Genomic DNA, 20042 nt, shown 5'->3' with positions numbered 1-20042 from the left:
TAAAGCTAGAGAATTACCTCGTAGCAATACTTAGAATATTGTTAGATTGCTTTTGCCACCTAATAAGAAGGAATATAGTATTGAATACTAATCAAAAGTCTAGATTAATTGCTGCCAGTGTTAGTATCGTTTTTGTTGCAATTAATAGTACTACTGTTGCTGCCGAAGCTGCAACAGTGATGGCAGGAGCAGGAAATGCTAGCGGTTTTTTGAGTCGGGAATACAACGGGCTAGCTGAAATCAATCGCTTCTTTGATAATCCTGACTTGGTTGTGAATAATCTTGGCTACTACGAGTTAAATGGTTCGAGTACAGGGAGATCTGTTAATTTATCTACTTACGATCCAACCACTTACGACCCTTTAAACGAAGAAAGCCTATTCGTTGATAAAGTAGTAAAAACAGGCTCAATTGGTGCTCAAGTAGTAGGACCAGGAGCAATACCAACATCTTCAATCACATTTAAAGATAATGTTTTGAATTTTAAAGCTAGCACAAGGGGCACTGTATATTCTTTAGGATACGCACCATCTCCTTCAAATTATTGCGATCTTGATATTGGCGAGGCTGGTACTATTAATGGTAGCAGCTGCTTTTTAGGTGAAACAGCGTTAAGTTTTGCAGTGTCGGCTTTAAAGGATACACCAACTATTTCTTCCTTAACGAACACTGGTTCTGGTTTCTATCAGTTACTCTTTAAATTGACAGGTGGGGGGGCAAGAGTACTGTTCAACATACCCAGGACAGAGAGCAAAGTTGAGATCGATGCTTTTGGCGCTTTAGCAATCAGAAATAATGGTAATTTAATATTCCCGGCAGGCTATCAGCAATTTACTGATGCTCAATCAATTTCAACACCGTTAATCCCAATGGAGTTTGGGCAAGAATTTAATCTCGATATCGGCTTTGCCTCGTTAGTTACTGCTAAATGCTTACCAAGACCAGTTATTAAAGGAGGACGATTCCAGGGTGTTGCTGATTGTGAAGGAAGTTTTGATGCAGAATCAAACTTTGGTAATACCTTGACTTTAACAGGCGTGAATGTTTTTGACGAGGAGGGAAATAAGGTTGATAACTTTATGTTCACTAGCGACTATGGTGTGAAGTATCTTAGTTCAGTTCCTTCTTCCTCAGTTCCAGAACCAAGTAGTATAGGTGGAATCGTCCTAATGTTTGGTCTTAGTACTTTGCAATTTAGAAAAAATTTCCGTCAAAAGAAAAACTCATAGCTGTTAAGTGAAAACTTACATAAAGGCAGGGAACTAACAAAGCTCCCGTATTCTGGCGTTTGCGGTGTGTACGAAAATCAGCTTAAAAACAAATACAAACTAAAAGCTGCCGACCGCTTGTAATCAAGTTTTCGGCAGCCACGATCGAGCAAGAGGATTATGCAGTCAGGGTTGGGACAATAATGGCTTCTAAGGTACGACCGAGCAAGGAAGTTGCGACACATTGGCTCCTGCAAGCCTTACAAATAAAAGCTTTTGAGCTATATAATCAAATTTTTCTTAATTGATTTTCTTACTTATACACAAATTCATTGAATGTAGGCGATCGCTTACTTTCATCAGCGTCTAGTCGCAGATTTCAATTAAAATAAGTCTGTTTAAATCTGCGAGTAGAAGATAAAAACTCTAAGTTAGATAACTTTCTAAACTTGGCACATCTACCCAACTACCAGCTTTGTGGGATTGGTGAGATAAATCCATTAGCAACTGAGAATAAATACCTTCTTTTAAGGATGGTACTATTTGCTTATGTTGATCAATTCCTTGTACCCATTGGTCTATTACACGTAGGAAAGCACAAATGCGTCCGTCAGGGTAATGTTGGGGGAAGAGTAGTTTTTGTGGAATTTCGATTTCTGTGAGTGGTTGGCCTGGTTGGGAACCCCAAACCTGAAAACCGTGGATGTAATCTTTTTGATTTTCGCTACCAATAACTAGAGTACCGCGATCGCCATATACTTCTACCCAATGGGTTCTACTAGAATGAACCACAGCACTGATAGTCATTTGACAAGGTGTGCCATTAGCTAATTCTAATGACAGCATACAAGTATCATCTGTTTCTACTGGCTTTAACTCACCATTAGCAGGGTCAACTCGTTGAGGAATTGCTGTACTCAAATGTGCATTCAATCTCCGAATTGAACCAAATAGCCAATAAATGTAATCAAAGGCGTGGGAACCTAACGAACCTAAAGCACCACCACCTTTTTCTTGTGAGGAATACCAGTTCCAAGGACGAGAAGTATCAGCGCGGGAGGAACCTAACCAGTCAATTCTAATTAAGCGAGGGGTTCCTACATAACCTGAAGCTAAAAGTTCTGAAAATAGTTGCCATGCGGGTACAAAACGAAACTCAAAATCTACAGTGGCAATTACATTATGTTTTTGTGCTAATTGATATAATTCTTGTGCTTCGGCTACATTTAGAGTAACTGGTTTTTCTAGTAGTAAATGTTTGCCTGCTTCTAGAACTGCTTTTGCCATTTCATAATGTAGAAAAGGCGGCGTAGCAATGCTAACTGCCTGTACTTCTGGTAGATTAACAATATTAGTTATGTTATCCAAAGCATGAGGAATATTATTTGCTTGAGAAATTAATTTAGCTTTACTAATATCCCGGTGATAAATTGCCACTATTTCGGTACGATGATGAGCTTGAAATGCAGGTATATGGACTTTCTGACCAAAGCCAGTCCCAACAATCGCCACGCCAATTTTACCCTGATTTGTTTGTAATCCAGACATACAGTTTATATACTCAAAATCATTTATTTTTTAATAGCTGAAGAAGTGAATATTCCAGATACAGTTTTTCTAACTCCTTCTAACGCAAAACTCGCATTGTGAAAGGATAGCGATAATGTTCACCATTGTAAGCTTTTGTGGCTGCAAAAGTTACAAGAAATGACTGTAATAAAAGTAGAGCAATGGTAAAGCACATCCAAATAAATAGTAAGCCATCTAAAACAGCACTTACTTGATTTACTTGACCATTAGTAGTGACAGCTACACTACAACTAGCTAGAACCAGTAACAAAGATATAGCTATAACAAATACGATATAAAAAGTTAAAGAAATTTGAAAATTTAAGGATTCTCTACCTTGAAAGTCTACCCAAGGATATTTGACCTTCCTAAATTTCCAAATAACAAAGGGGGCTAAAATATTTAGGGGTAAAATTAAAGGAATACCCAGAAAGACTACAGCGAATAAAAGTAACCATGCTAATAAAGCTGAGGAATGACACAACATTGCCCAGAATCGCATTTGTTTGTTGTGTTTTACTCTCATGGCGGATTATCTCATGTGGGTTGAGAATGAATGCTTATTCACATTATCAAGAAAAAAAGCCCCACAACAGCTTAAAATTTAATAATTTCTCGGTCATAATCTTCTGGCAAAGGTTCGATTTCCCAAACTATGCCTTCTCCAGCCTCTAGGGCGACTTCAACGTAGAGTCGTTCTACGGCAGTTGTGGCGATATCCTCATTGTTGGGGAATGGTTGTAAGTCTTCTGTTAACAGTCGGAGTTTAAAGCCGCCAGGAATAGCAGCGCCTACGGTTGTATTTCGCAACTCAAACCGCCAAAAGGGTGCGTCCGGTTCGCCTTGGGGGGTAATCAACAGTTCGTATAATTGACCAGCAATTGTTAATCTGCGAGATAGGATGATTTGTGGTTGTCTGTCTTCTACACTCCTAGCGCCAGCCGGACTTAATTGCAAATTCAAGCGTTCCCAACCTACAGCCTCAGCTATTTGAGATATACCATTTTGCAACCATTGCAGCACTGATCTTTGTTCTGGTAGTCCTAAACGGTGTTCATACAGGCTTTGTCGCCAGCCGCCATGTTCAATTAATGCGCCCCATAATTGAAAGGGAATTGCTAACCTGGGGTGAATGATTTCAGGATTGCTTAAACGGGTAATTAAATTTTGAGCTTGTTCTTGGGGTAATGAGGGTACAGGTGTTATGGCAGTTTGGGTAACTTCATCAGGACATAAATCCCGTGCTACAGCTAACACACTAATATCATTAACAATATTACTACTATCTAAAGAATAGGTGCGATCGCCTGCATCATATTTGCCCTGATTCTTTAGTTGTGCGTGAGTACAATAACCCCAAACCTTGACATAACCTGTATCTGCTGCAACTTCCACAGCTAAATAATAATCTCCAGCCCAGCTTGGTAAATCTACCCATTCTTGGGGTACTCGTAATTCACTATGATCAATATTTTCACTGGGAACCAAAACAAATCTAGTTGCGTCTACTGTGACTGTGGTTCCATTCACCAGTTCCCAAAAGCTTGCTAGAACTGCACTAGAAGGCCAAACCTTTGCTTGGGGAGAAAAATCCTGCAACCAAGGCAAAACTGCATTTAAGCAAAGTTCGTTGAGATAGGCTTGATAACGCAGATAAGGATGAGAAAACTGATTTTCAAAATTGGCGGGTGTGGTGTGAGAAATTTCTAAAATCAAGTCTGTCGAGTCAGCAAAAGTGAATACAGTTTGATTAGTAGTCATAGGATTTCCTTTGGCGATCGCTTTGGCTGGGTTTGGGTTAAGCTGGGAAAATCGCTGTTTCCCCAACAGACATGAAAATTGACAATCCTTAATTAATAGCTAATTTCCGACTGTTTGATGAGCTTTTATGCTTTAGAGTCGTTGTAGTAATTCTGTAACCAGTCTTCTATCAATGTACTCATAGCTTTGAGTATGTCGGAAGTTAAAGAAATATGCAGTGCGTCTCGACTCCAGCTAGCGACAGACTTCAATAAGGTTTCCTTGGCTTTGGTTAGCCGCCGGGAGACAGTGTACTGTTTAATATTTAATTGTTGAGCAATGCCATCTTGATTAAGTTTTTGCTTGTAGTATAGGTGTAAAATCTGTTGTAGTTGTGTTTCTAGTTGCGCGATCGCATCTACTAACACCTGATGAATTTGGGCTTGCTGAGAAGTTCTCGCTTGTTCTTCTTCTTGGGCAATAATTTCTTGAATTAGAGATGGCTGTTGTGTTCCTGGGAGATTATCCAACATCTCATAAGCATCATCTTCACCTTTGGCAACATTGAGAGAATCAGGCGTGGGATAAAGATATTTACGGACAGCCTTAGCCGCAGTTAATAGGCATTTTTCAATAGTTTCGGCGGTGGCTGGTTGCTGACTTTGGGAATTGTAAGCTTTGGCGATCGCTGACCAAGTATGATCATCTGGTCGAGACAGTTGGCGAGAATTAGCTGCCTTTGTGGGGATATATAAGGTTTTAAAACAATTCCAAGCCAGAATATAACTAGGAATTTCCGCTAAGGTTAAACCAGCATTTTGTAAAGACTCATCCAAACGCTTCTGGCTAATTTTGCGTAACAAACCCCAATCAGTACAGATATCGACTTCTTGGCGTTGGCGTAGAGTTTCGCGGATAGCACTACCAAAGATAATGCTGGCGTAGTTTTTTAGGGTACTGCTTTGGCTGGGATTGAAGCCTTTAAGGACTTTATCAACTTGAGCGATCGCAATTTGAAAACAATCTGATAACTTATATTGCGTACTAACAAAAGTGGCGGCTGTCTTTTGCGATATCCAATAACAAGGTTCTTGCAAATAAGCGGTAAGATGTTGCTTTGCTAAAGATTGAGTTTCATCATTCTGCCAAAACTTATACCAATACAAAGCCCAAAAATATTCTGAAGTTTCCTTTGGCGTGTGCTGAAGACACCTTTGCATACTCCGGCGCAATCGGGATTCCGTCGCCCAACAACTGAAGCGATCGGCATCAAATTGTACAAAAGTAGAAAAGATTTCCGTAATGCTTTGCCGAGGTTGCATATAAAAATTAACACCCTGATTCACTCATAACTCAGCACTCATTTCATCGCCTGATTAATTGCTTCTTCTTGCCCAACTAATGATATGTAAGGTTGTTGTAAATACTGCTGTGCAGATTTTAAAGCGTTTTGAGCAGTTACAGAGGTAATAAGTTCTTGAAATTCTGTGTCAAAATCAATTCCCAAACCCAAAATTTCATACCAACCGTAGATTTGAGCAATTTGACCATTAGTTTGTTTACCTAAAGCATACTGTCCCAGAATTTTATTTTTAGCAGCTTGTAAACTATTGGCTGATACTTCTTCATTAACTAGTAACTCAACTTCTGTACGTAAACCTTCTAGGGCGATGCTGGTATTTTCTGGTGCTGTACCCATGTACACTACAAAAGATGCTGGATAAAGCCTAGTGGGATAGAAGGCTGAGACTTCGTAGGCTAATCCCCGTTTTTCTCGTAGTTCTACGAACAAGCGGCTAGAAAGACCATTGCCTAAATATGTAGACAGTAATTTCATCGCAGCGTAGTCAGGAGAACTCACCGATGGGCCTAAATAGCCAAGCATAACGATGGACTGCTGTGTTTGTACTGGCTTTAACTGATGCTGGGGATTGATGGGTATATCTGGTAAATTAATTACTGGAGGGGCTATGGTTGGTTTTTGCCAATCACTAAAAACTTGTTCTGCTAAAGTTACAGCTTCTTGTAATGTGATACGCCCCGCAATACTAATTACTACATTATCTGGACGAAAATAAGTTTGGTGATATTCTACTAAGTCTTGTTTAGTAATGCTGCTCAAAGTATTTTCATCACCTAATACAGACATGGCATAGGGATGATTTTGATACATCACCTGCCGCATTTGTTCAAAGGCGAGGGTAAAGGGTTGCTCTTTTTGGGAGCGGATATCTTGGAGGGCTAAACGCCGTTCGAGTTCAACTTGGGTTTCGGGGAATGTAGGCGATCGCAAAATTCGCCCCGCCAATGCTAAAATTTCGGGAAAATCCGATGTTACCGTCTTCAACGACAGCAAAAAGTAATCTGTAGAAGTATTAGCACTCAAACTTGCACCTACAGACTCTACTTGTTCAGCAATTTCCAAACTAGAAAATCCCTCACATCCCTTAGTCATCACAGAAGCCAGTAGATGGGCTAACCCCGCCTTTTCTCGTTTTTCGTAACAACTACCAGCACGGATAAAAATTCGTCCAGCAATAATATCTGCGGCTGGATTTTCCGCTACCAGCACAACAATGCCATTGTCTAATACGGTGCGATGAATTGGGGAGTGTCCGAGGGATGGTTTCACAGTTTGGGTCATTTTTATTAGTCATTAGTCAATAGTCATTAGTCAATAGTCATTGGTCAATAGTCATTGGTCATTAGTTATTAATCATTTGTTTCTTGCTTGTGGATTTTTGACTATGGACTATTGACTATGGACTATTGACTACATAGGTTTAAGTATAGTAACAGCGTAATTCTGGGGTGAAAGATGCTGTTTAGCTAATTGTTGCAGTTCTTGAGTACCAAATGATTTAATTTGGTGTGGATAAGTTACTGCTAGTTCTGCTTGGGCGATGGTATTGTAGTAACCGTAAAGCCCTGTTAGCTGGTTTGGCGTTTCTGTGGAGAAGGCGTACTCATTACATAAAAGTCTACGGGTACGGGCTATTTCTTGTTCGCTCACGCCATTGGTTTGGATTTCATCTAAATGACTCAGAATTAATTCCTCAACTTTTTCTAGATTTTCTGGCTCCAACCAGGCGCTAACTGTAAACATACTGGATTCACATTGCAAAGAGAAATTACTGCAAATTCCTTGAACTAATTGTAGTTCTTCGCGTAACTCTCTAACTAGGCGAGAAGTCCGCCCTTCGGCTAATAATACTGACAAAAAATCTAAACCGTAAGCTGTGCGGAGTTGTTCTACTCCTGGGACAACCCACGCCATTAATAATCTAGCTTGTTCTATCCGGGGTAAAGTCAATTCTTGCCGAATTACTCCCTCAATTGCTGGTTTGCTGACTGGCTTAAGTTGTGGACATGCTAAAGGTTGAGCAAAATCAGCAAATGAACGCTGCACCAATTCCCAAGCTGGTTGTTGAGCAATACCACCAGCAATCACTACGGTCATATTTTCTGGTTGGTAGTGAGCGCGATGAAAGCAGCGCATAGCTTGGGGTGATTGTTGCATTAGTTCATCCTCAGTACCCAAAACCGAACGCCCATAAGGATGATCCTGATAAATGCTTTCTAACAAGCATTGAAATCCTACCGAATCAGGGTCATCATAGCAAGCGCGAATCTCTTCTAAGACTACATCTCGTTCCCGCTCAAACTCATCTTCTGGAATTACAGCGTTGAGGAGCAAATCTGCTAAACAAGGAAGAGTATCTTCTAGATAAGGCGCAGCTGTAGTTAAAGAGTAATTAGCATAATCATAGCTGGTAGCTGCATTACTTACTCCACCTCTGTTTTCGATTTGATGGTCGAACATTCCCGGAGGTAAGGTGGCTGTTCCCTTAAAAATCATGTGTTCTAAAAAGTGCGCCATCCCAAACCAAGGTTCTGGCTCACGAATTGCTCCCGCTTTCACCCAAACATCAGCCACAACAACGGGTGTAGTCGGAATTTCTTGATGAATAAATGTTAAACCATTGTCTAATCGGTATACCGAGGCTGGAAACACAGGATGGGTAAGTTGTTGTTTTGACAAGGTTTTGTATCTTTAACCACAATTTAACTTTATTGTTTGTGATTTTAACTCTGAACGATCGCTAATTTGGCATCAACTGATACAGAATTGCATATTAATCAGTTGTCAATAGACAGAGTTTTCATCCTCTGGCAATATTAATTCTCAATGGCTCACACCGATTTAAAAAATCTTGGTAATACACTCATTACCTGTAGGTGCTTACTGCTGTATGCTCCTACCCAGATATATTGAGTCTTGCAATAACAAAACTCTACCAACTAGAGAACGTGAGATTAATCAAGAACAACAGACAAATGACACATAAACTTAATAAAAGCAAAATATAATTTTAATCCCTGTAAATCAGAGGTAAATTTCCTAAATTTTTTCAGGAATGCCAAACTATAGGGTGATCACCTTAGATGGAACAATGCGTAAGGGATTTTAGGGAAAGACTCAGGTCTATGGCTAAAGTGCAGATATTGATCACAAAGTTTTTATGGAAAAATGATTTTCTCTTTCCGATCGCAATGTGGTTTCTCAGTCGGGTGGTAATTTGGCTGACAATGTTTTTGGTTGCGCCCAATTTACCATCAGCGCCTGATGATTTATCTAGTTCAGGCTGGGGAATTTTCGACGCTTGGGATGGTGTCCATTATAGAGCGATCGCCACTAAAGGATATGAGTTTGTTAATGACGGTAAACAGCATAATTTAGCTTTCTTCCCCCTATTTCCTTTCAGCATTAGAGTATTGATGAATTTAGGCTTGTCGTTTGAAGTAGCAGGTCTTTTAATCAACAATTTGGCATTTTTAGCAGCACTGTACTTTTTATACCTGTGGTTGAAAAATAGCTATGGAGTCAGAGTTGCTAGATGGAGTACAGTCGTATTGTCCTGGTATCCAGCTTCCATGTTTACAGGAGTGGTTTATACTGAAGGGCTTTATTTATTTCTCAGTACAGCAGCTTTACGCGCCTTTGATCAAAAGCAATATGGCTGGACAGCTTTGTGGGGTGCATTAGCGACAGCCACACGTCCTACAGGAATGGCCATGATTCCCACATTTGCGATCGCAGCTTGGCGACAACGCAGATTAGTTAAGGCTTATATTGCTGGTTTAGCCACAGCTACAGGAGTCATTTCATTTAGTATATATTGTGCTTTGCGTTTCCAAGACCCCTTAGCATTTATTGCTGCACAACGAGGTTGGCGACCATCCTTTGGCTTCGATTGGCAAGGATGGTTTCATATGACAATGAAAATTATAGTAGGTTCGCAAAATTGGCAATGGGGCTGGGTTAAACCTGCATCTGGTTTAATTAATGACCCTTGGCATCCTTTATTGTTTACTTTGGTTGTAGGGGGAGGATATTGTTTATATCATTTCCGCAAACACCTAAACGCCAAAATTATCTATGGTTATTACAGTGCAATTTTGTTGATACTACTAATAGCACCATCAGACTTTATTAACCGCATACTCAATCTTTTTATGGTTGTTGCTGGTGGCTATAGCTTATGGCAATGTCGGAGTAAATTGACTCCGGTAACTGTAATTTATGGTTTTTGTGGCATCGGGTTGTTATTGTCCTCCGGGGGTACAATATCCCTGAGTCGTTTGGCTTATGGTATAGTCCCTTTGAATATTGCAATGGGGATGCTGTTATCTCGTTATCCTCGTCAAGCATATTTTGTTTTGGGGTTATTCATTACAATACTTGCCAAATTAGCTGTAGGATTCGCTCAGGAACAGTGGGTAGGATAGTAGGCTATTAGAACTATGAGTGCAGATACAGTTTGGTGCTTATTTAGAGTTCATTCCTCAGATACAGTTAATGTTAAAACGTTATTTAACAAAGCTATTGAGCAATCACAGATAGTTGAGAAAATAAGTGAATTTAACAAAAATAGGACGAAAGAAAGTGATGATTTGCAGTTTCTTAATAGAGATATAATTAATCATTTTATTCCTGAAGCTTTTGTTGATAAGCAACAAGATATTCAAGCATTCGATTGGGATAATTTGCATGACGCTTATCATCTTTTCTTTCCAAAAGCATTCGTAGATATGTTTGATAATCTATTTAAAAGCAATCCCCCAGCTATTTCTGAGTCAATGTTAGAAGCACATTTAGACTTTATAATTACTAATCGTGTAGGTGCAACTGAAATATTGTGGGGCGGTTTAGGTTGGGAGAGAGGAAATAGATTACCAGGCTATTTGGGAAATATGTTTATCTTACCAGAAGATATTCCGCATAGTCTTACAAAGATTGAGAAGATATTTAATGAAGTAGAAGATAAACAATTCTTTGAAAGAGTGCGAACAATCGGGGCAAGAGGAAATGTTAATGAAGACGTAGCAAAAAACATTAGATCATTGTTTTTGTCAGCTTTATCTAAAGCTTTAAAAAGAGGAGATGGATTTTTAGCTTTAAGTTATCCACACATGGGTTCAATACCATTTACTGAACCTGAAAGTGTTTAATTTAACTTAAAATAATTTGGAGTGATATCTTACTAACATCACATTAAAGGATATTTGGAAGGTCGAAAAGTACACTAGTGACCCCTCTCCCCCATGCAGGGCTGTTTCATTCTAAAAAGGAAAAAAGTAATTTAATATCATGGGCGCACTGTCGTATGGCTGTGGTTAGGGAATCAAAACCATTGTGAAGCAAGAGGTTAATGATAAAACTACGAATAATCGAGAAGTTAGCAGCAGCATAGCCATCAATCATTTGGCAAGAGTCTTCATCAAAAACAACATCCTTAATCCAATGCAATCGATTTTCAATCCCCCAGTGACCACGAATACCTTGGGCAAAATCTGATGCTGATTGAGACAGTGAACTAATGTAGTAGGCTATTTGTTGATAAGGTTGACCAGCACGAGTACCAACTCGTTCGACTTGAATAATCGACTTTAAACCCACCCAATCAGTGGAAATATTGTTCAAGTTGTCAAACACACAAACTCGACGTTGAGTGAGGCGATCGCTTCTTCGTTCAAGATCAGTATGTGTAGTTGTGGGCTGTGATTGCTGCATATTCTGTTGGAGTTGATGATCAAGTTTTGGCTGATTGGCTTTAACAGCAATCACGTAATCATTGCCACTATGGATGATTTGCTGGACTGTTTTTTTTGACAATGAAGTGCATCAAAACTAAACACCACACCCTTTAAATCTAATACGGCAATTAAGTTTTGAACTGTAGCAATTTCACTGGTGTGCTTGTTATCCATCGTTTGTAACCCGACGACTTGACCTTGGTGACTACTAAATATCGATACCACGCTGATGAATCTTTGGTAGTTACTGCTATAGTCCTGGACTGTCGCCTTGATACTTTTTCCGTCAGTTGCTAACCATTCTAATTCGCTTAATTCTACGTACTGACTTGCCCATTCATTAAATATCTGTGTCAATTCCTCGAAATTCACACGCATCATCACGCGGTGAATTGTCGAGTATGATGGCACTCTATCTTTTGGTATCTCTAGTATTTCGATTAATGATTTTTGATGACGTTTGACGAAATCTCCTAAACCTCTGTAACCTACACAACCGCTCATTGTTCCCATGATCACCAACACCAGTACCAGCCATAATGGGTGTCTTTGTCCTTGCTTTGTCCGAAAATCCCTGACTTTTTTCAGTTGCGTGATTAAGCTGACTGCCATTACTACTCTTCAACAATACACTCACTATCCGATTCAACCATTTTTCTCTTCAGAATGAAACAGCCCTGCCATTGTAATGGGGGATTCTGTTCTATAAAGTCGGAAATGCTGGGAATTACTAAATGTCCATAGTCGCCATCGACTCTATCGTGTTCTGGAACTGGTTCGTAAAAGTTATTGGGATCATCTTCTGATTTGGGTACGCCGGAACTACGCTGGAACTGGAAACCAACAAGTAGTAATAATGTGTCTGTCAGTTGTGGTGAGATGCGATGGAGGACATCTAAGATTTTGGCTACATCTCCCACTAATAAATCGCGGGTTGGGTGTTCGGCGGCGTGAAGGATGGCGTTAGCTACTAACCGGGGATCATAGTAAGGTGGTACGCCTGCTGGTTGGACACCTAATTTTGTTAGACCATTATTCCAGAAGGGTGTGTTAATGACGGCTGGTTTGATACTGGTGACGCTAATCGGCCATTTATCATGTATCAGTTCTAGGCGCATGGCATCAATAAACCCATCTACCCCATGTTTGGCTGAGGAATAGGCGCTTTGGTATGGTAGCGATCGCCTAGCTTCCATTGAGGAAACGTGAATCAATGCGCCTCGTCCTTCACGCTTGAGGTGGGGAAGTGCAGCCATCGCCCCGTAAACTTGCCCCATGAGGCTGACATCAATAACGTGTTTAAATTCTTCTGGTGTGGTATTGTCGAAGTTGGCAAATAGACCAATCGCTGGCACATGTACCCAAGTGTCGAGTCTGCCGAAATAATCTACAGTTTTATCTGCGATCGCCTTTACTTGTTCAAAGTGTTCTACATCCGCAACGACGGCGATCGCTTCTCCGCCAAAGTCGGTAATCTCTTTCACCAAAGATTCTAACCCCGATTGACTCCGTGCGGAAACAACTACCTTTGCTCCACCTTTGGCAAAGCGCAGCGCCGTTTCCCGTCCAATTCCACTGGAAGCCCCAACAACGACAACAACCTGTTGATTAATTGGCTTCAATTGCATAAATCTTACTCCTACGACTTAATCTAAAATTCGTCAATATTTATCAGTTGCAAACCAGTTTTACTGTCTGCTTTGTGGTGGTTTTATCCAACCTCAATAAAAAAGTTGAGAAATGTTAAGAATACTCAAAAAAGTATCAACAAAGTATTAATATGAAATTCAGGTAAAGTGATCCTGCTAATTTTAAAATAGCTAAACAAAATATAATCCTCAGTAAAATTTACTTACTCATAGGTGATAGCTATTAAATAATTACTTTTCACAATTACCAATCACAAACCTCCAGAAATATCATCAGCTTAAACAACACTTCAACACTTATGAATAAAGCTCCCAAGATACTTCTTTAGGAGCTAACTTGAGTGTGAAACAGTCAATGCACTTAATTTAACTTCAAATAAACTCTTTAGCCCTCTATCTCCAGAAGGGGCATAACCTTTAATCAGATTTAACTTTAGATGTAGGTTGCAAAAGAGAAAATTATCAATACATTAATTTAGTGATTTCATACTTAATAAAATCACAAACAAATTAGCTATGTAAGATTTAGGACATTACTAATTAATGAGATGAATTTTGCTCATCCAGAGAAGTCAAACTATGGACTATGGACTAATTTTTAAATTTTCACTAATTCCTGTTTTTGCTTATAACATAACCGCCAAGCATGGGGCGGTAAACCATTATGTTGACGAAATTGGCGGGAGAAATGACAAACGTGTTGATAACCTAACGAGCGAGAAATTTGCTCTACTGTCTCATCACTATTTTGTAGTAAACGACGAGCCTCAGCCATACGACGTTTGACAATCCAGTTATTGATAGTATCTCCTGTTTGCTTGGCTACACGATTAGTTAAATAAGCCGGAGAGTAACCAACAGCAGCAGCTACATCACATAGAGTAATTCCTTGGTGAAAGTAAGCCTCAATGAAGTCAAACACTTCTTTCAATTGAGGAACGGCGGGAAAAATTGACTGAGGTTCTGTAGGAGTCGCTGGTTCAGGATTGCCTGTGGGTGAAGGTTTTACGTTTTTGGGGAGGAGATTATTGCACCAATTTTGCAGAGATGCTTGCTTGCGTAAGCGAACGGCGATCGCTTTGAGTAATTCATCTAGGGTAGAGGGTTTAGTAATATAATCATCAGCCCCTAATTCCATACCTTTGCGAATATCTCCCCTAGTATCACTAGCACTCAAAAAAATTAGGGGAATAGGTGCAGTGCGGGGATCTTGGCGGAGTGCAGTGAGAACAGCATAGCCATCCATTTGCGGCATCATAATATCGCAAACAACTATATCGGGTAAATACTCTTGTGCTTTTTGAATACCCACCATACCATTCTCAGCACCTATTGCATCGAACCCTTCAATTTTTAATCCCTTTAAGTAGAGATTGCGGGTAATTGTATCGTCTTCAATGACTAGAATTGTATGTGATGATTCCTGCATTGTTTTTCCGTAAATAGAAGTTTGCATTAATATTCCTCACCAATATCTGCATTCAGCTTTGGTCAATATTCATTAATTCCACTTCATAAATGTTAAGTAATAAATTTAACTTTTATAAGTTGGAAGCAATGAGATTTATATCCTGTATGGCAACATGACAGTAAATGTTGTACCTACACCAATTTTGCTTTCTACAGCAATCTGACCACTATGTAAATCTACCAGCGTTTTAACAATCGACAGCCCCAGTCCAGTACCTGGAATGTTATCAACATTGTTGCCTCGGTAAAATGGTTCAAATAGTCGTTTTTGGTCTTGTAAGGAAATGCCAATTCCACTATCTTTGACCTTGAAAACTACCTTTTCATTGTTACGGAAAAGTTTCAACTCTACCATACTACCAGAGGGAGAATATTTGATAGCATTATCGAGCAAATTCTTGAGAATAGAATCTAATATATTCTTATCCATCCAAACTCTCAAGTAATTTTCTTGACTGATAAAATGAATTAAATTAGTAAAATTACCCATTTGCATTTGTGCAACTAAATCATGACAAAACTCCACTAATTCAAATTGGCTTGGTTCAAGCTTCAACTTTGCGGCTTCTGTTCTGGCAAAGAACAACATATCATCCAACATTTGGTTGAGTTGTTCTATGGATAGTTGAACTTGATCGAGTATTGGTTGTACTGTCTCCTCAGTTTGTGCATCAAGATATCGTTTGATTAAATTATTTGAGAAAGACACTATATTTAAAGGATTACGGAATTGATGACAGACCATCGAAAGGAAACTTGCTCTTAATTCACCAAGGTGTTTTGCCTGTTCTAAAGCTTGGTTAAGTTCTGATTCAGCTTGTTTGTAATCTGTGATATCAATAGCTGTAATCATCTCCACAGATTTACCTTGGAAATCTATCGTGCTACTTAGAACTGTAACCGCACAAGCTAACCAACGTTCCGCACCATTTTTAGTGAGAATAGTGATTTCTTGATACTCAAAGTTAGTGGCTTTAGCTGAATTACGTATCTGCCGACCTTTTCTTTGTTTAATTAATCGGCGAATATCAAAGCCACTCAAAAGCTCTTCTCTGGTATAGCCCGTCAGTACTTGTACTGCCGGATTAACATAACAAAATTGTGTACCTTGTATAAGGAAAGTGCTAGCATCACTAGTCTCAGCCAAAGCGCGAAATCTTGCTTCATTTAACCGTAATGCTTCCTCTGTCTGCCTAGATTTAGTAATATCCCAAAGACTCCAGACTCTACCTATTATCTTCTCTCCAAGTCTTTGCGGCTGAGAATAGTGAGCGAAAACCCTACCATCTTTTAATTCTAAAACATCGTAACTTTCCATATCCGATGTGCTAGAAACTTCCCAAATCATCCTATTAAAAGTTTCTGGGTCTTTTATTTGGCTCTCAAAGAAAGCCTTACATCTAGGACATTTCTTAGATAGTATTAAAGCCTGTGGAATTTTCCACATCTCGGCAAATTTTTGATTATAGTTAAGAATATCACCTTCAAAGTTAATAGAAACAATGCCGATCGCAGTTGATTCAAGAGTCGAACTGAGGACGGATAGGGATGTTTCTAAATTTACCTCTTTTTTCTTTAATTCCGCAACTTGTTGTTGCAGATTGTTGTTAGCATCTCTTAATTCATTGAGCCACTTTTCTATACTTAAATCTACTATTTCATTACTCTTTTCCTGCACAAAAGCGCAACTAAACTTTCTTCCTTGTTCCTCTATAAAAGTTAACGAAGTCTCTACCAACAAACTCCTACCACTCTTAGCACGGTATCGAGTTTTAAATGTATAGGAATCTTGTGATTGAATTTCAGCCCAATTACGTAGAGAAAAATCTATGTCTAAATCTTGCAAATTCATCGTCAATAACTCTTCACGAGAATATTCAGTCATGCGACAAGCTGCATCATTAACATAGAGAAATTGCCAGTCTTCGCCTAAACAAAAGGCTGTTTCTACAATGTTGTTTATCAAAAAATGAGCAAACTTAAATTCTAATTTTGACTGGATAGTCATTACGTTTTAGAACTCCAAAACAGCTTTGATTTTTATGTATTGACATGAAGAAAGGCAGCATATTCATTTATGGTTTACCAACAACCAATTATGGGCTGATATATATTTCTTAGATGAAGCTTATGTTCAGTTTGTGTAAAGCTTAAATAAACTATATTCCTTTTTACTTATTTCTTTTTATATACCTCTAGAAGTCAGCGCTCTAGTCAAATCAGATAGTTTATAGATTTCGCCTAGATTGGCAATTATTTACTCAATAGCTATGTCTCCTTAATTATTCTTAAACTAATTACTCAGGAATCTAATATGGATGTATCAGGTTATTCATCTGTCATTAGTAATACATTACCCTCAATCTATCTCTAACTATAAAAAAGCTATCTATCGTAAGGCATACATTTTGTTATTTAAAAAACTTGTCTATGTTTCCAACTACTTTTAACAAGATGTCTGTCGAATGATATGAGACATGGAGTTTGGCAGAACACAGCAAAAATTAGATTAAACTTAGTGTCGCAATTGTCATATTTTAATTACAGTGATTTATGACTAACTTCTAAAGCAAACTCAAAAATTTAGGTTGCTTCTTTCATCAACTATAGTTGACTTTGCCTCAGCAATAGCACCAGATAAACAAGTTCGATTTACATCGAATAAGTTTGCGAACGCTACGGAATACTGAGCATAATTACTTACCAAATAAAGGCTAGTAAATAATTATTTTCTTAAGTTAATGTGACATAACTTAACAAATAGTGCAAGATGTCCAGAGAGTTTGCTAGATTTTGTCAAAAATGTAGTTATGCGGACAATTGCGAAAGAATTGGTAACTGCAATCAAAAGATTCTTCATTGCAAGCTAGTGTTAATTTCTCGTAATCTTGTATTCATAAGTACCAAAGTGTTTTTTTAAAAAGTTTTTTCATCTGGGCTGTAAAGCTGCTTCATAACCTCTACTACTGCCTCAGCCCAAACTGGCTAATATTACAAGCACAAGTTTCTTGACATTAAATTTTTCCCTACGGCTAAGTATAGCCTAGAGAATCTTGTGCAATTTTCTGGAATTTAGTGAACCCAAATGAGTCAAAAATATACTGATTCCAACTCCCAGATTCTCACTGGTGAGCTGTACAAAGAATTACCCACAGACGGCAGTCAATATGTAGAATCTCTATCTCACGACTCCCGTGAGTTGAACGATATAGAAATTCAACCGTTGTTTGCCCAGGATGATAACTCTACGCTCTCAGTTGCCGATGCTATCGTGCAGATGCTGGTTAACTTGGGTGTATCTAGTGCCTTTGGTGTAGCTGGCGGGGCTATGGCTAGTTTGTGGAATGCCTTATCCAATAGCGCCCTGCAAGTGTTGAACTTCCGCCACGAAGCAGGAGCCGCCTTTGCTGCTACTGAAGCTTACTTTGCAAATAATCATCCTACGGTGGTATTTACAACAGCCGGGCCAGGTATTACCAATGCTCTCACAGGCTTATTCGCTGCCCGTGGTGAAGGTGCAAAGGTGATTCTGTTGTCTGCTTGTACCTCATCGCCTCAACGTGGACGCTGGGCAATTCAAGAAACCAGTAGCTACACCTTACCCAGTGGAGGTATGTTCACCCCTGGCGTATTGTTCAACTACGCTATCACCGTAGAATCAGCCGCCCAACTACCACAAATTTTCCGCAAACTGGCTTTGGGTTTAGCCCAACCAGGGGGATTTGTCGCCCACATCAGTATTCCTACAGGTGTACAGACAAGTTTGGTTGAAGGTATATCTTGGCCGGAGTTGAATGTAGCGGCTTATCAGGTAACTGCTCGCAAAGAAAAGATTGCCAAATCCGCAGAGTTACTATTCTCCGAACCCTTCGCCATCTGGGTTGGTTTCGGTGCGCGTCATGCGGCCGAAGAAATTCGTCAATTGGCAGAGAGAACAGGCGCAGCCGTTTTTTGCTCACCTCGTGGTAAAGGCATCTTTCCAGAAGACCATCCTCAATTTGTGGGTGTGACAGGATTGGGTGGTGATGCTTCCGTCATTACCTACATGGAGGAGCAAACCCCAGCCCGTACTCTGGTATTAGGAACTCGCTTAGGTGAACCTACTTCTTTCTGGAGTCCAACGATGATTCCAGCACAGGGCTTTGTCCATGTAGATATCGACCCAGAAGTTCCTGGTGTAGCTTATCCCCACGCCAATACCTTCTCGATTCAAGCTGACATCAAGACCTATTTGCAGGATCTTTTGCAATACTTACCAGAAACTCCCCGTTCTGGTAATTTGTCTTTACCTCCTGGTAATTTGTCTTTACCTCGTCCCCAACTTGATCCCATTCCAGACGGCGCAGACTATCCAGTGCGTCCTGAAGCATTGATGGCGGCTATCCAAAAAATTATTGTTGAAGGTAGCGACGCTATAGTTTTGGCGGAGTGTGGTAACTCATTTACTTGGTCTACTCATTGTTTACGGTTTAATGAAGCCAATCGTTACCGTGTTAGCACTGGAGTAGGTGCAATGGGTCATGCAGCTACAGGTGTTGTGGGTGCAGCGCAAGCACGGAACGGTAAAGCTGTTGCGATTGTAGGCGATGGAGCAATGCTGATGAATAACGAAATCAGCACAGCCGTCAAGTACAAGATTCCGGCGATTTGGATTGTCCTCAACGATGCCCGATACAATATGTGCTACCAAGGCATGAAGGTACTGGGAATGAAGGGCGCAGATGCAGAGATTCCTCCTGCAAACTTTGCCATGATTGCCCGTGGTATGGGTGCAGATGGGATTGCTGTTATGAACGAGTCTGATTTAGAGACGGCTTTACAACAAGCGATCGCAGCTGAAGGCCCCTTTGTTGTCGATGTCATCATTGACGCAGATCGTCCCGCACCTTCTGGCGGACGGAACAAGAGTTTAGCTGCCCAAGGGGTGAAGTCTACTACTAACGGCAACGGCAATGGCAAATCAACTACTACCAAGCAAGTATCTTTTCCCTTGGTGTGATGTGATGCCAAAAAATATGTCTGAAGCGATCGCTCAAGAAGATGGTATGAAAAGAGGGCTTCTCGATTCATACCAAGAACCAAAACAATGAAGTTAGAAATTTTCAGCTTTTAAGACAAACATCAAGCTTCCAATTTCTGAACTCCCTAATTATACAGAGTGACAAAATTAGCTAACCTTTTCGCAAAAATTCTTCACACTCTCTAGATTTCTCCCAACGTTGGTCTTATTGATCATGGGTAATAAGTAAATAGATTTAACTATTACCGATTACCCATTACCAATTACCAAAACCACAGCTAAATTTTG

14 protein-coding genes and 1 pseudogene are annotated in these 20042 nt (G+C 39.7%); 5 read left to right on the top strand and 10 right to left on the bottom strand.

Features of this window, described 5'->3' with window-relative positions:
* The first annotated feature begins 80 nt into the window (after positions 1 to 80).
* Entirely contained in the window at positions 81 to 1229 is a 1149-nt protein-coding gene (locus NSMS1_RS14935) for a hypothetical protein (RefSeq protein WP_224094785.1), read from the top strand.
* A 405-nt stretch (positions 1230 to 1634) separates the two neighbouring features.
* Here NSMS1_RS14935 and NSMS1_RS14930 read toward each other — a convergent pair whose 3' ends face one another.
* The 6 genes from NSMS1_RS14930 to NSMS1_RS14905 all read right to left on the bottom strand — a co-directional run bounded on the left by NSMS1_RS14930 (position 1635) and on the right by NSMS1_RS14905 (position 8532).
* Entirely contained in the window at positions 1635 to 2756 is a 1122-nt protein-coding gene (locus NSMS1_RS14930) for a Gfo/Idh/MocA family protein (RefSeq protein ID WP_224094783.1), read from the bottom strand.
* Between the two features lie 79 nt (positions 2757 to 2835).
* Positions 2836 to 3303: a DUF4870 domain-containing protein gene (locus NSMS1_RS14925; protein WP_224094782.1), complete on the bottom strand. Its 468-nt coding sequence runs from the start codon at positions 3301 to 3303 to the stop codon at positions 2836 to 2838.
* A 71-nt stretch (positions 3304 to 3374) separates the two neighbouring features.
* Positions 3375 to 4538, bottom strand: coding sequence for a DUF1822 family protein (locus tag NSMS1_RS14920; RefSeq protein WP_224095237.1), 1164 nt, complete (start codon positions 4536 to 4538; stop codon positions 3375 to 3377).
* 125 nt (positions 4539 to 4663) lie between these two features.
* Entirely contained in the window at positions 4664 to 5839 is a 1176-nt protein-coding gene (locus tag NSMS1_RS14915) for a sigma-70 family RNA polymerase sigma factor (protein WP_224094780.1), read from the bottom strand.
* A 38-nt stretch (positions 5840 to 5877) separates the two neighbouring features.
* Complete coding sequence (locus tag NSMS1_RS14910; RefSeq protein WP_224094778.1) at positions 5878 to 7161, bottom strand: M16 family metallopeptidase; 1284 nt, start codon at positions 7159 to 7161, stop codon at positions 5878 to 5880.
* 129 nt (positions 7162 to 7290) lie between these two features.
* Entirely contained in the window at positions 7291 to 8532 is a 1242-nt protein-coding gene (locus NSMS1_RS14905) for a M16 family metallopeptidase (RefSeq protein ID WP_224095236.1), read from the bottom strand.
* A gap of 473 nt (positions 8533 to 9005) precedes the next feature.
* Here NSMS1_RS14905 and NSMS1_RS14900 point away from each other — a divergent pair, with 473 nt between their 5' ends.
* A complete protein-coding gene (locus NSMS1_RS14900) occupies positions 9006 to 10307 on the top strand; it encodes a mannosyltransferase family protein (protein WP_224094776.1) in 1302 nt (433 codons plus the stop codon).
* A gap of 15 nt (positions 10308 to 10322) precedes the next feature.
* Entirely contained in the window at positions 10323 to 11030 is a 708-nt protein-coding gene (locus NSMS1_RS14895) for a hypothetical protein (protein WP_224094775.1), read from the top strand.
* A 106-nt stretch (positions 11031 to 11136) separates the two neighbouring features.
* Here NSMS1_RS14895 and NSMS1_RS14890 read toward each other — a convergent pair.
* The 4 genes and pseudogenes from NSMS1_RS14890 to NSMS1_RS14875 form a co-directional block, all read right to left on the bottom strand.
* Positions 11137 to 12227 (bottom strand): annotated as a pseudogene (locus NSMS1_RS14890) (ISAs1 family transposase).
* 2 nt (positions 12228 to 12229) lie between these two features.
* Positions 12230 to 13243 (bottom strand): SDR family oxidoreductase, encoded by a 1014-nt coding sequence (locus NSMS1_RS14885; RefSeq protein WP_224094773.1) that lies wholly within the window; start codon positions 13241 to 13243, stop codon positions 12230 to 12232.
* Between the two features lie 619 nt (positions 13244 to 13862).
* Positions 13863 to 14693: a response regulator gene (locus NSMS1_RS14880; RefSeq protein ID WP_411908686.1), complete on the bottom strand. Its 831-nt coding sequence runs from the start codon at positions 14691 to 14693 to the stop codon at positions 13863 to 13865.
* A 135-nt stretch (positions 14694 to 14828) separates the two neighbouring features.
* A complete protein-coding gene (locus tag NSMS1_RS14875) occupies positions 14829 to 16742 on the bottom strand; it encodes a scytonemin biosynthesis sensor histidine kinase (RefSeq protein WP_224094769.1) in 1914 nt (637 codons plus the stop codon).
* A gap of 1077 nt (positions 16743 to 17819) precedes the next feature.
* Between NSMS1_RS14875 and scyA the strand changes: the two genes are divergently transcribed.
* Both scyA and NSMS1_RS14865 read left to right on the top strand, forming a co-directional pair.
* Entirely contained in the window at positions 17820 to 19733 is a 1914-nt protein-coding gene (scyA, locus tag NSMS1_RS14870) for a scytonemin biosynthesis protein ScyA (RefSeq protein WP_224094767.1), read from the top strand.
* Complete coding sequence (locus tag NSMS1_RS14865; RefSeq protein ID WP_224094765.1) at positions 19687 to 19824, top strand: hypothetical protein; 138 nt, start codon at positions 19687 to 19689, stop codon at positions 19822 to 19824. The genes scyA and NSMS1_RS14865 overlap by 47 nt, the downstream gene beginning before the upstream one ends.
* Positions 19825 to 20042: the final 218 nt, after the last annotated feature.

Origin of the sequence: Nostoc sp. MS1 (assembly GCF_019976755.1) — a bacterium.
GTDB lineage: Bacteria > Cyanobacteriota > Cyanobacteriia > Cyanobacteriales > Nostocaceae > Trichormus.
Note: the sequence above shows the minus strand (reverse complement) of the source record. Positions and strands in the feature narration are given on the sequence as shown.

Excerpts from the sequence above, each read along its gene's own strand:
- NSMS1_RS14885 (WP_224094773.1), bottom strand. The coding sequence starts at position 13,243 with ATGCAATTGAAGCCAATTAATCAACAGGTTGTTGTCGTTGTTGGGGCT.
- NSMS1_RS14865 (WP_224094765.1), top strand. The coding sequence starts at position 19,687 with ATGGCAAATCAACTACTACCAAGCAAGTATCTTTTCCCTTGGTGTGAT.
- NSMS1_RS14915 (WP_224094780.1), bottom strand. The coding sequence starts at position 5,839 with ATGCAACCTCGGCAAAGCATTACGGAAATCTTTTCTACTTTTGTACAA.
- scyA (WP_224094767.1), top strand. The coding sequence starts at position 17,820 with ATGAGTCAAAAATATACTGATTCCAACTCCCAGATTCTCACTGGTGAG.
- NSMS1_RS14930 (WP_224094783.1), bottom strand. The coding sequence starts at position 2,756 with ATGTCTGGATTACAAACAAATCAGGGTAAAATTGGCGTGGCGATTGTT.
- NSMS1_RS14895 (WP_224094775.1), top strand. The coding sequence starts at position 10,323 with ATGAGTGCAGATACAGTTTGGTGCTTATTTAGAGTTCATTCCTCAGAT.
- NSMS1_RS14900 (WP_224094776.1), top strand. The coding sequence starts at position 9,006 with ATGGCTAAAGTGCAGATATTGATCACAAAGTTTTTATGGAAAAATGAT.
- NSMS1_RS14925 (WP_224094782.1), bottom strand. The coding sequence starts at position 3,303 with ATGAGAGTAAAACACAACAAACAAATGCGATTCTGGGCAATGTTGTGT.
- NSMS1_RS14880 (WP_411908686.1), bottom strand. The coding sequence starts at position 14,693 with ATGCAGGAATCATCACATACAATTCTAGTCATTGAAGACGATACAATT.
- NSMS1_RS14920 (WP_224095237.1), bottom strand. The coding sequence starts at position 4,538 with ATGACTACTAATCAAACTGTATTCACTTTTGCTGACTCGACAGACTTG.
- NSMS1_RS14910 (WP_224094778.1), bottom strand. The coding sequence starts at position 7,161 with ATGACCCAAACTGTGAAACCATCCCTCGGACACTCCCCAATTCATCGC.
- NSMS1_RS14875 (WP_224094769.1), bottom strand. The coding sequence starts at position 16,742 with ATGACTATCCAGTCAAAATTAGAATTTAAGTTTGCTCATTTTTTGATA.